Genomic DNA, 12759 nt, shown 5'->3' with positions numbered 1-12759 from the left:
CACTTTTAAGGCATAAAAATGGATTGGATACACTTCAATTTAAAATTCTAATTTAGCGACATCATTTAGTCGTAATAGAAAACATGAGAAAAGTATATACCATAGGAGATTGTGTTCTCGATTTGTTTTTTGAAGGGGATAAACCGGTAGAGGCCAGGCCGGGAGGATCATTCCTTAACTCTTCGGTCAGTCTCGGGCGTTTAGGAGTCTCTGTGTCATTAATCAGTGAACTGGGAGTAGATAGGGTTGGAAATCAAATTATCCGTTTTTTGGAGGAAAACTCGGTGGATGCCTCAAACATTTCCCGATTTACGGATACGAACTCGAATCTTGCTTTGGCTTTTCTCGACCAGGAGAAAAATGCAGACTACTCTTTCTATAAAACCAGGAAAGGGTTGAAGTCATGCATTACTTTTCCGGACATGGTGAAGCAGGATGACATCGTACTTTTTGGTTCCTTTTTGGCAATCAAGAAGGAATTCAGGACAGATCTGCTTCCATTTCTAAAGGCCTGTAAAAAAAAGGGAGCCATTATTATTTATGATCCCAATTTCCGTGCACAACACCTGCCACTGCTGAATGATGTTCTTCCATATATCAGAGAGAATATGGCTTTGGCCGATATTGTAAAAGGATCGGATGAGGATTTTAAACTACTTTCTCAAACGGAGAATGCAACGGGAGCTCATCAATGGCTTTCCGAATTTTCACCTGCTTTATTGGTTTATACAGCCAATAAAAATGGGGTGTCGGTTTTCACCGGTAAAGAATATTTCTTCGAGGTGCCACAAATTCAACCTGTGAGTACGGTTGGGGCTGGTGACACTTTCAATGCTGCAATTGCCTACTTTCTTATTTCTTCGGGTGTTTCAAAATCGATATTACAAAATCTGAGTGAGCAGAAAGTTGCTAAGATGGTTCAACTCGCGATCGCTTTTTCTCAGCATGTATGTATGGGATATGACAATTTTCTTTCGACTGACTTTGTAAAAGTTTACAAATAAAAACACCCTTCCTGGACATTGGAAGGGTGTATTTACTACATACAATTTACTGAATAAGAAAACTACCACGGGGTAGTTGTCCTCACTATTTTATTCTGATATTTCATGAATGGTAACCCTGCAAAAGCTACTTTTTTGGCTTTATTATACCAATGGTTTAATAATGGTGACCAACAGTATTAAATTAAGGGGCAAGTCGTTTTTGAGACCAGCAATTTTCTTCCAGAATATATTCAATTCTGTCGTTTAATCGATTTTCCCTGCCTTGCCAGAACTCAAATAAATCAGGAATCAATTTGTAGCCACCCCAAAAAGAAGGTCTCTCGATTTGATCTGTATTTTCATTTGAAAAATTATCAATCAATTGCTCCAGTTCTTCCCGGTTTTTAATCACTTTACTCTGCGGTGATACAGCTGCTGCAATTCTGCTGCCAATTGGTCTTTCATTGAAATATGTGTCTGACTTTTCAGCTTCCAGTTTAACAATCTTGCCTTCAATTCTGATTTGTCGTTCCAGTTCAGGCCAAAAGAATACTATGCTGCCATATGGGTTATTATCAATTTCGATCCCTTTTTTACTTCTGTAATTGGTAAAAAAACAGAAGCCACTTTCGTCAAAATCTTTCAGCAATAAGATTCTTGACGATGGCCTGTTCTTAGCCCCTACAGTTGATAAACACATGGCATTGGCGTCTGGCAGATTGTTTTCTACAGCTTCGGCAAACCAAAGTTTGAATTGTTCGAACGGATTTTTTTTTGCTTCTGATTCCAACAATGTTTTTTTGCCATACTCATGCCTGATCCGTTTAAATTCTTCCTTCATACTCATAGCAAGGCGATTAATTGTTATATGGATCAAGCAGAATGTTAGGCTCTATGGTCAAGCCTGTGAAATTGATGTAGTATTGTCCATCCTTTTCGGGGAATTGCATGCCTGCTTCATCTTTGGCATCGGCATTGGCAACACCAACATGGGCAAAAAGAATCTTTGCCTTATGCTTGTCGGCATGTTTAATAATCTCTTCTGCTGCCACCGAAGTTAGTGATCCCACATCAGGATAGGTACTGGTTTTTACAACGATAAAGTGCATTTCGTCGTCTTTCCTCGCCAGTATCTGAGGATTTTTATCAAACTCAATATTTACCGAAAGAATTTCAAATTCATTCTTAATGTGTTTGTATACCCACTTAATACCCAATTCGTGTAACTCTTCTCCAGTTAATCTTTTCTTACTCATATTCCAATTTCTTATTCTCTTATGCGAATATCTTCTTTAATTAAAACAATTCCAAATAGAATAAGTTTATTCCTTGGTTTATGGATACAGGTAAGCATGACAATCGGCACAATTGTAATCTTTCCAATCGGTACCAATGTCGACGGGGTGCTTAAATTCCAGACTTTTGCCAAATTGAGCAAACTCCAGTGAATCGGGTTTGCCTTGCTCTGTAATTAAATGGCACAAATTACAATCCTTGGAAATTACCCGGCCATCTTTTGTTGTATGGTAATCATCGTGGCAACGAAAACACCCATTCGATTCTAAATGTGCCTTATGATTTGGATACACATCCCACCTTACATTCATTTCCGGAAAGCTATTTTCAAGATAAGCAGTTTGAACCTGCAGAATAGCTGTTTCAATTTCTTTGGATTTGTCTTTAACCAATTCAGGATGGTTTTGGCTGTAATAATCTCGAATGCTTTGTGCAATCATTAACTTGGCACTGTCTTTTGTGGTGTAGGAATCCTTTAAGGCTTCCATGGCTGCCATTTTTATAAATGAAAGATTCTTGTCCAGTTTTCCCGAAGCCAAATATTCATCGATGTAATCGGGTGGGGATAGGTAGACGTGCGAAGGTCGGTTGTGGCAATCCATACAATCCATGTTTCGGTGTTTGGCATCGGCAAAAAATGCAGAATCGGGTTCCATCATCTGGTCTTCGTATATGTATACTTCTCCTGTTGCAGTGTTGGTATATTTAACCCACTGTATAAATTCATTTTTCTCATCGGCCGATTTAAATTCAATTTTTACATTCGGATTAATGTGCCAGTGAATTCCTTCTGAAAGCTTTTGTGTATGATGATCGGGTCCAATTTTCATGAGTTGAGTGATGTTCCATTCGCTGTTCTGGTCATCGGTCAGAAAATTTCTTTGAAACTTTGTTCGCTTGGAATAGAACTTTTCGGGCCAATGACAATGTTCGCAGGTTTCTTGTGCTGGGCGCAAGTTGGCAATGGGTGTTGGAATTGGTCTTGGGAAATTGTTGGTAGTTACTGCATAAACCTGGTATAATCCACTCAGTTTTGAGCGTACAAACCAATCGGCTCCTTCGCCAACATGACATTCCACACATAAAACTCTTGCATGAGCCGAACGCTGATAAGTGGCATATTCGGGCTCCATTACCGTATGGCAAAGAGTGCCACAAAACTCATTAGATTCGCTATAAACAAAAGCTTCGTAACTACCAACCGATGAAAGAAACAGGAACAGGAAACTGATGATTACAAAAAGACTGAATGCATTCCTGTGTTTTTGATTGTTCAAATCAACTTTGGGCCATTTCATTCCCTCGCCTATAAACATCTGTTTGTTTTTTCGTCTGATTTGAATCAGCATTCCCATTGGAATCAGAATCATTCCGAGAATCATGATGGCAGGTAAAACGATATAGATGACCAAACCTAAATAGGAACTTCCCTGGTCGAAAAGTATGGAGACGCAAAAGAAGAATACAATCAGGAAGAAGGCAATAATAGCGATGCTGGAACCAAGGATAGATGTCCAATTGTAAAACGACTTGGGAAGTTTCATGACTTTGGGTGTTGGTTGATACAATAATTTATGGAAAAGTCTGAAAATTATCCACTTATGGCTCTTTTTTATAAGGAATCTAAGTTTAGATGCTTTTGTTTTTTTTAAATTCTGAATGTGTTGCTATTGTTGAGTTTTAGCCTGCCATGAGGGATTTTTTAGATCAGGTAAATCGATAATTGTCGACCCTATTCCGATATGTTCGCATGATTGAGGGTAGGAAATTATTGTAATCAGCCACTTGAACTTAAGCCCGATAAGTGTTACATTGTATAATCAATTGCTAATTCTAACCATAAAAAATCATACCTATGCTAAATATTGCCTTGTTTGGTCCGCCCGGAGCAGGGAAAGGAACACAGTCCGAATTTCTAATTAAAAAGTACAATCTGTTTTACATTTCAACCGGTGATTTGCTGAGAAAAGAGATTAAGGAGAAAAGTAAACTAGGCTTGCAGGCACAAAGTATCATTGCCTCAGGTGGATTGGTATCCGACGAAATTATCGTTCAGATTATAGAGAAAACCATTACCGAAAATCCCGATGCCAATGGCTTCTTGTTCGATGGATTTCCGCGTACTTACATCCAAACCTATATTTTGGAAGGTTTGATGATTAAACTGAACACTTCTTTGAGTTGCCTAATTAGCCTGGAAGTTGAGGAAGAAATATCAGTTTCGAGACTCTTGAATCGAGGAAAAACCTCGGGACGATCAGACGATAATGAGGCTGTAATTAGGAACCGATTGAGAGAGTACAACGATAAAACATTGCCGATACTGCAGTTTTATAAGGACAAGGGAATTTACCATGGAGTAAATGGAAACCAGTCCATCGATAAAGTAAACCTGGAAATTCAAAGAATTATAAATGCCGAATTGGCCAAGAGCCTTTACAATGTAGTGCTGTTTGGATACCCAGGATCGGGAAGAGGTTCGCAAGGAATTGCCCTGGCAAAGAAATATGGTTTGGAATATGTAGCAACCGGGCAAATGCTCGACCATGAAATTAAGAGCGGATCGGAAATAGGCAAGAGAATTATACAGCTGTATGAGAATGGAGAGTTGGTGCCAGATGAGATTGTGGTACAATTAATAGAAAAGAAAATAGAGAATTCGAATGGGGTGAAAGGTTTTATTTTTAAAGGCTTTCCGCGAACCTTGGTTCAATCCTATATTTTGGATGGTCTCTTGAAAAAACACAATTCGTCCATTAGTAAGATTATTGAAATTGAAGTTCCAACACTAGAACTTATCAATAGGCTAGATGCCAGAAGCAAGACTGATAGATGTATGCCTTACGATACCGAAACTTCGAAAATTGTGAAGCGTTTGCAAGAGCACGAACAGAAAACCGTTCCGGTAATCGAAAAATACAATCAATTACATGGCGTCTTAAAAATTGATGGAGTAGGAGAGTTCGATGAGGTGTTCGAACGAATTGCTTGTGAAATAAAAGATGATATTCAATAAAGAACCAAAGCAAAAAAAATCCCCGGGAAACATAGCTCGGGGATTTTTTTGTACTTATTCGTATCGTAATGATTCAATTGGATCTTTTCTAGTGGTAATCCAGGCTTGCCAACTTATAGTTGCAATAGCCAGAAGCATTGCAGACATCCCTGAAATCAGGAAAATATACCACTGAATTTCTGTTTGGTATGCAAAATTGCTCAACCATTTGTTCATTACATACCATGCAATCGGACTTGTAATAATGATGGCAAACAGCATCCATTTTAACATGTCTTTGTTCAGCAAATGAAGAATGCTAAAGTTACTGGCTCCTAAAACTTTTCTAACGCCTATTTCTTTGGTGCGTTGTTCGGTGGTAAATGAACTCAAACCTAATAGCCCCAAACATGTTATCAATATCGAGAGTATTGAAAATATTGAAAAGAGCTGCATGGTGTTATTGTCGTTTCGGTGTAGCTCGGCAAAGTAATCGTCCATGAAAAAATATTCAAGAGGAAAGCCTTGGGTATGGTCCTTCCAAACTGATTGCAATAGGTTTACAACTTCTTTCTTTTTGCCCTTTCTATAATTGATTACCATGTACAATTTTGGCAATCCTTCGGGGTGCATAAAAATGAGTGGACTAATTTTCATGTGTAGCGATACAAAATGAAAGTCGTTTACAACCCCAAGAATTGTTTTTTTGCCCATTGGTGTATTTATCAATGTGCCTACAGGATTGCTTAGGTTCATTTTTTTTACCAGGGCCTGGTTGACAATCATGCCATCTTTATCAGAAGGAAAATCTTTCGAAAAGAAACGACCTTCGAGCATATTCATACTCATGGTTTCTGCAAAATCAAAATCTGCTGTAGTTGCACGAACCGAATAGTTGTTTTGATCATCTCCATTGGCATTTTGAATAGAGAACCCATCGTAAAAGCCACCAGGAATGTTGCTTGCAAGCGATGCATTTTTAACACTTGTATGATTTGTAAATGCTGCTTTAAATGCTTCCATCGACTTGGTCTGATGAACATTTTTTACCACCAACTGTTCATTTTTATCGAATCCTAAATTTTTATGACTCACAAAGTTCATTTGCTGGAAAGCAATTAGGGTACTTACAAATAAGAATATGGTAATGCAAAATTGAACGCTCACAAGTGTGCTCCTTAAAGTCGATTTACCATTATTTATAAACAAATCTCCTTTTAATACTTTGGCAGGATCGAACTTTGATAAATAGAAAGCTGAATAACTACCGGCAAACAAACCGGTGAATAATGCCAAACCTAAAAAGAAAAGGATAAGTAAGGAATTGTTGTGGTATAAACTTACGAGTTGCTTTTCGAGTAGTGCACTGGCAAAAGGCAGACTTGCTTCAACCATTAGCAAAGCGATAAAAAGAGCAGTGAAACTTAGCAGGATTGATTCTGCTAGAAATTGAACAATTAATCTTTGACGAGTTGAACCCAAACTTTTTCTTACACCAACTTCCTTTGCCCGTTGGGCCGATTTAGCCGTACTTAAATTGGTAAAATTGATACAGGCAATGAGTAAAATAAGAATCGAACTGAAAAGAAATATGTACACATTATTGATATCGCCATTGCTTTCTAATTCGTAAATGGAATTGGAATGAAGGTGAATATCAGCCAAAGGCATGGCAAAATAACGGTAATAATCGCCATTGGCTTCCATTTCAGCCAGGCTCATGTTTAGCGTTTGTTTCAAATCTGGTTCAACGTATTTTTTTACAAGTGCCGGAACCTTTTTTACAAATGCCTCCTTGTCTGCTTTTTTGTTTAAAAGTACATAGGTGTAGGCACCATCATTGTTAAAACTGGTAACATCGTTTTTAAAGTGCGTTTTTATCGAGGTAAGATAATGGAAATGAAAATGAGAATTTTTCGGTAAATCCTTCGCTATGGCCGCAATGGTATAGCTGTCTTCTTCTTCGAGTTTTATTTGCTTACCAATTACATTCAAACTGCCAAAATATTTTAAAGCAGTGTTCTCCGAAATAATTAGCTGATATGGATTCTTTAAAGCTTCTGTACCATTTCCTTTCAGGATTTTAAGGTCAAAAATTTTAATAATTGCTGGATCGGTCCAATAAAATCGCTCCTCTACAAAGCCTTTTGTTTCGCTTTCGATAACCACAGACTCAAAATTGGAAACAATTCGGGCGGCCTCTTCCACTTCCGGAAAATCTTCGATTAAAGTGGCAGCTAAAACAGGCGATGAGGTTGGATGGGTTAATTCAAACTCCTTAAATTTTACAGAGGTATTCATTCTGAATATTCTGCTATGATTCTTGTTGTGTTTATCGTAGCTATACTCATCAATCACGTAAAGTGAAAGAATGATACAACCAGCTAAACCAATGGCAAGACCAAACAAGTTGATAAGAGAATATATTTTATTTCGCCAAAGATTTCTAATGGCTATTTTTAAGTTATTCCAGATCATGGGTGTCGTTTTAATTAATGGGGTTAAAAGTGGCTTGTTGGTGTGGTGCCGGAATTAAAAGCATGTTTGGTTTTTTATTCGTATCGTAAGGATTCTACCGGATTTTGATTTGCAGCTTTCCAGGTTTGAATGGAAATTGTAATTGCTGCAATTACTATAGAAAGCAAACCGGAGGCAATAAAAATCCAAACATCCAAACTGGCCCTGTAAACAAAATTTTCCAGCCATTTCGACATAAAATAATAGGCGATAGGCGAAGTAATCGCAATGGAAATCAATATCCATTGTAAAAAGTCTTTGTTCATTAGTTTAATGATTCCTCCAACAGATGATCCCAGAGTTTTTCTGATCCCAATCTCTTTTATTCTCTGTTCTGTTGCGTAGGAGCTCAGGCCAAGTAAGCCAAGAATGGCAATAAATATGGATAGAAAAGCAAAAACGGTAAATGTTCTCATTGTAGCATATTCCTCTTTGTGCAAATCATGGATTAGCTGATTTAAATGGTAATATTTGAAAGGGACTCCAGTTGTGTAATTATTCCATTCCTTTTGAATATTCGATAGGATTTCTTTTTCACTATTGGCATGATATCGAATCGCAAGACGACTTTGACTTTCCATACTTTCGGGCAGAATAATTGTAGGTAGAATTCTATTTCGAAAGGTATCCCCATGCATATCTTTTACCACACCAATAATTGTTAATGGGCGCGATACTCCACGTGCTATGATTTCACCAATCGGATTGACTAAGCCCAATTCTTTGACCCCAGCTTCATTAATGAGTACATTGGATGAATCGGAGGCAATCTCATGCTTGAAAAATCGACCTTCGACCAATTCAAGCTGCAGTGTTTTTTTATAATCTGCATCGGCACTAATTCTTCTAAAACTATATTGATTTGGATCTAAATCTGCTTTTCGGCCAATAATATTACCATTCAAAAATTCACCAGGAATAGCTGAAGCAAAAGTCGAATTGATTACACCTGGATAGGATTGAATCCTCTCCTTAAAACTATCGATATCATTGATTTCATCGGCATTTTCCAAAACCAAAACATTTTCCTTTTTAAAGCCTAACTTTTTTTCCTGTATGTATTGCATTTGCTTGTAAACAGTGAATGTGGCAATAAACAGAAAAATGGAAATGCTGAATTGGAAAATAACGAGTGATTTTCGAAGCAGTAAATTGTTTTTTCCTTTCGAAAGATCTCCCTTAAGAACTTTTGCTGGCTTGAAAGATGAGAGGAAAAAGGCAGCATATGTTCCCGATAACAATCCGGTGATAATTGAAATTCCAAGGAAAATGAAAAACAATTGAGGATTGCTGATATAATCGGATATCAATTCTTTGCCAATTAAAGTTGAAGTGAAAGGCAGAATGAATTCTACAATAATCATGGCAAAAGTAAAGGCAATTAAGCTAAGCAATACCGATTCAAAAAGGAATTGAGAAATCAGGCGGCCTTTAGAAGAGCCCAAGGATTTTCGTACGCCAATTTCTTTTGCTCTCTTGCTCGATTTGGCTGTACTTAAATTGGTGAAATTGATACAGGCAATTACCAATATCATAAGGGCGATAATGGTAAACAAGCTTACATTTACAATGTCGCCATTGTTGCCCAGTTCAAAATTAGAATGAGAATGCAAATGAATATCTGTTATCGGACGAGAGTAAAAACGATAGTAATTTCCATCTTTTACCATGTCCTCATAATTGATGTTCAAACCTCTTTTTAAGGCAGGTGCAACATATTTTGTAACAAGCGTATGCAGCTTTTGATCAAAATCAGCTTGTCTGGTTCCCTTTTTTAACTTTACATAGGTGTACTTGCCATCGTTTAGCCAAAAATTATCCCTGGAAGAAGGAAGATCAAAATAAGGTAGCAGAAATTCAAAATGAAAGTGGGTGTTAGAAGGACAGTCTTCAATAACAGCAGATATTGTATAGTCTTGATTTTGATTTAACTTCAGGCTTTTTCCAAGCACATCAATATGACCAAAATATTTTATTGCAATACTCCTGGTAATAACCATTTGCCTCGATTCACTGAGTGCTTTGTCGGAATTACCGAATATGAATTCTGCCCCGAAAATGTTAAAGAAGGTTGAGTCAACCCAAAATAATCTGTTTTCGTTGAAAATATTCTCCTGGTTTTGAATGATATGATTTCCACGACGCATTCGCACAGCTTCTTCTACCTCAGGGAATTCGAGAAGCAGGGCAGGTGCCATTGGATTGGCGGTAAAAGGTCCTTTCATCTCAGTTTCACCCAACTTTCCTTCTATACCAAGTCTATAAATTTGCTGGTAATCTTTATGGTGCTTGTCGTAACTTAATTCGTTACTAACAAATAGAAATATAATGATACAACAAGCTAATCCTATTGCTAAACCACTAATGTTAATCAGTGAAAAAACTTTATCTCGCCACAGATTTCGAATGGCTATTTTAAGGTTATTCCAGATCATTATTCTGTTGTTTTAATTGTTGGTTAATGGGTTGTAATGCGCAAACAAATCATCATGTTTTACAGTCTGGCTGTTTGCGCTAACTTGTCAATACATACTTATTCGTATCGTAATGATTCTATTGGATTTTGATTGGCTGCTTTCCAGGTTTGTCTGCCTACTGTTATAAGAGCAAATAAGCCAGTAACAATTCCCGCTATGATGAATGGCAATGGACCTATTTCGATATGATAGGCAAACTGCTGCAGCCAATTGTTCATGATGAAGTAGGAGATTGGAACAGCGATCACAAAAGCAATGCCCAGCCATTTCGAGAAGGTTGAAAATAAAAGTGAGGTAATTTGCCATTCGCTTGCACCATTTACTTTCCTGATACCGATCTCTTTGGTGCGCTTTTGTACCATAAAAAGAGATAGTGCGTAAAGACCTAAAATGGCAAGGATTAAGGAGATTAATGAGGCATAGCTTAAAAGTTCAGATGATTCTTCTTCCTTTTTGTATTTGCTTTTGCAAAAGTCATCGATTAATGTGTATGAAATTGCATAACCAGGATCGAATTTTTGGAAGATGCGATCAGTTTCGGCCAAGACCTGCTTTAGGTTATCTCCATAATAACGAATAATAATTGTGTTAACCATTTCAAAGCTGTTGTGCGAAAACATTAATGGTTTAATTTTAGAACGCAATGAGGAATAGTTGAAATCTTTCACAACACCAATAATTTCCTGAACTTCTCCATGATATTCTACATTCAATCCAATAACATTATCGACATTTAAAAATTTCACTCCCGCTTCGTTTATGATGATGCCTTTTTGATTGAAGTTTCCTGTTTCCTTAAATGACTTACCTTGTGTTAATTCTATTCCTACGGTTTTAAAATAATCGGGCTGTACCCTGTAAGAACTAAATGGTTTCACTTTATCTTCATCCTGCCCAAGAACACTAAATGATTCTCCACTGGCTGCTCCACCAGGCATATGATCCGAAGCTGAAACATGCTGGATGACAGGCGATTTTAAAAGCTCATCTTTAATTGCATAATAGGATTTACTTAATTTGGAATTGATATTTCCTATTGCAATTACCTTTTCAGGATTGAAGCCCAAATCGGCCATTCTCATATAATTAATTTGCTTGTTTAGAATGTAAAGGGTCGATATTAAAGCCAATGATACCGTGAACTGAAAAACCACCAAAAATTTTGTAAGTGCATTTCTGCCATTTGTTTTTGACAGGCCTCCTTGTAATGCCGCTGATGGCGTTGGTTTTGAAATAAAAATAGCTGGATAGGTTCCGGAAATAATACCTACAAGAACTGCTAAAACAGGCAAGCCAATACTCAACCAGATATTGTTGGCATAATCCATAGCCAAATCGCGATGAACCAAATTTTTGAAATGTGGCAGGAATATTTCGGCCAATACCACCCCTAGAATTAGTGCAATTGATGTTAGTAGAATAGATTTACCCACAAAGAGTTTTATTAATTCCCAACGAGTAGCTCCAATTGCTTTACGCATTCCTATTTCTTTAATTTTTCCTTCGTATTGAACGGTCATGATATTAATGAAATTGATCATTGCAATAATTAATATCAAGGCAGCAAGAAATGTATACATTAACACCATTTCAATATTACCTGAAGGTGTAATGCTGTGTAATTTTTTAGAATGTAAATGCACCTCACCAAGTTTCTGAAAATAGGCTCCGGTTTTATAGCCACTTTCCTGAAATCCATCAATAATTTTTCGGTATTCCGATAATATATTTTTTAGCGTGATTTCTGTGTCCACTCCTTCTTTTACAACAGCATAAGTAAAAAATTCCAGGCCCGACTTGGAATCAATAGGATACATAATTTCTAAAGGAGCTAGAACATCAAAATCGAATTGTGAGTTGCCTGGAGTATTTTTTGCAACCCCACTAATTGTACAATCTTGTCCTTCAACAATTAACTGTTCGCCCACCACATCAGTTCGGCCAAATATGGTTTTAGCCGTTTTTTCACTTAGCACAATATTTGTAATATCTACCAGTGCTGTATTCGGATTACCGTGAATGTAATCCAGATCAAAAACTTTATGGAAATTGTCATCGGCAAATCTTACAGTGAAATTGTAAAAGCGTTTGTTCTCTTTAATAATTTCACATTGCCAACCACGCTGAAGCTGCGTGATTTCCTCCAGACCAGGTATGTTTTCTTTAAACTTTTCATGATTTAACCTTCGGTTGATAGAGTAATCATCGGCAGTTTCCATTCCCAATTGTGAAATCAATCGATAGGTTCTATCAAATTTAGAATTGAACTTATCATAGCTTAATTCATATTGGATAAAAACCGAAATCAGGATTACCGCAGCCATCCCAACTGCCAATCCGAATATGTTAATAAAAGAGTTGAGCTTATCTTTGGCTAAACTTCTTATCGCGAGTTTAAGTTTGTACAAAAACATATTGTATTTATTTAGTGCCTGGGGGCTGATATGGGTTTGAATGAAAGTGTAAATTCCATTGCTTTTCATATTCA

The 12759-nt window shown here is 37.1% G+C and carries 8 protein-coding genes; 2 read left to right on the top strand and 6 right to left on the bottom strand.

Annotated features, from left to right (window positions below):
* The first annotated feature begins 83 nt into the window (after positions 1 to 83).
* On the top strand, positions 84 to 1004 hold the full coding sequence (locus ELS83_RS04260) for a PfkB family carbohydrate kinase (protein WP_171594287.1): 921 nt from the start codon (positions 84 to 86) through the stop codon (positions 1002 to 1004).
* Between the two features lie 184 nt (positions 1005 to 1188).
* Here ELS83_RS04260 and pdxH read toward each other — a convergent pair whose 3' ends face one another.
* The 3 genes from pdxH to ELS83_RS04245 form a co-directional block, all read right to left on the bottom strand.
* Positions 1189 to 1833 carry a pyridoxamine 5'-phosphate oxidase gene (pdxH, locus tag ELS83_RS04255; protein WP_171594286.1) on the bottom strand — a complete coding sequence of 215 codons (645 nt, stop codon included), beginning with the start codon at positions 1831 to 1833 and terminating at the stop codon, positions 1189 to 1191.
* A gap of 10 nt (positions 1834 to 1843) precedes the next feature.
* Positions 1844 to 2242 carry a hypothetical protein gene (locus tag ELS83_RS04250; protein ID WP_171594285.1) on the bottom strand — a complete coding sequence of 133 codons (399 nt, stop codon included), beginning with the start codon at positions 2240 to 2242 and terminating at the stop codon, positions 1844 to 1846.
* 78 nt (positions 2243 to 2320) lie between these two features.
* Entirely contained in the window at positions 2321 to 3826 is a 1506-nt protein-coding gene (locus ELS83_RS04245) for a NapC/NirT family cytochrome c (RefSeq protein ID WP_171594284.1), read from the bottom strand.
* Between the two features lie 311 nt (positions 3827 to 4137).
* Between ELS83_RS04245 and ELS83_RS04240 the strand changes: the two genes are divergently transcribed.
* Positions 4138 to 5298: an adenylate kinase gene (locus ELS83_RS04240; protein ID WP_171594283.1), complete on the top strand. Its 1161-nt coding sequence runs from the start codon at positions 4138 to 4140 to the stop codon at positions 5296 to 5298.
* Between the two features lie 54 nt (positions 5299 to 5352).
* On the opposite strand, the gene ELS83_RS04235 is transcribed toward ELS83_RS04240, so the two are convergent.
* From ELS83_RS04235 to ELS83_RS04225, 3 genes are all read right to left on the bottom strand, one after another.
* Positions 5353 to 7755: an ABC transporter permease gene (locus ELS83_RS04235; protein WP_171594282.1), complete on the bottom strand. Its 2403-nt coding sequence runs from the start codon at positions 7753 to 7755 to the stop codon at positions 5353 to 5355.
* 74 nt (positions 7756 to 7829) lie between these two features.
* Entirely contained in the window at positions 7830 to 10229 is a 2400-nt protein-coding gene (locus ELS83_RS04230) for an ABC transporter permease (RefSeq protein ID WP_171594281.1), read from the bottom strand.
* 98 nt (positions 10230 to 10327) lie between these two features.
* Entirely contained in the window at positions 10328 to 12754 is a 2427-nt protein-coding gene (locus ELS83_RS04225; RefSeq protein WP_171594280.1) for an ABC transporter permease, read from the bottom strand.
* Positions 12755 to 12759 lie beyond the last annotated feature (5 nt).

Origin of the sequence: Marinifilum caeruleilacunae (genome assembly GCF_013141825.1) — a bacterium.
In the GTDB taxonomy this organism is placed as follows: Bacteria; Bacteroidota; Bacteroidia; order Bacteroidales; family Marinifilaceae; genus Marinifilum; species Marinifilum caeruleilacunae.
The sequence above is the reverse complement of the archived record's forward strand: the minus strand, read 5'-3'. Positions and strand labels throughout refer to the sequence as shown.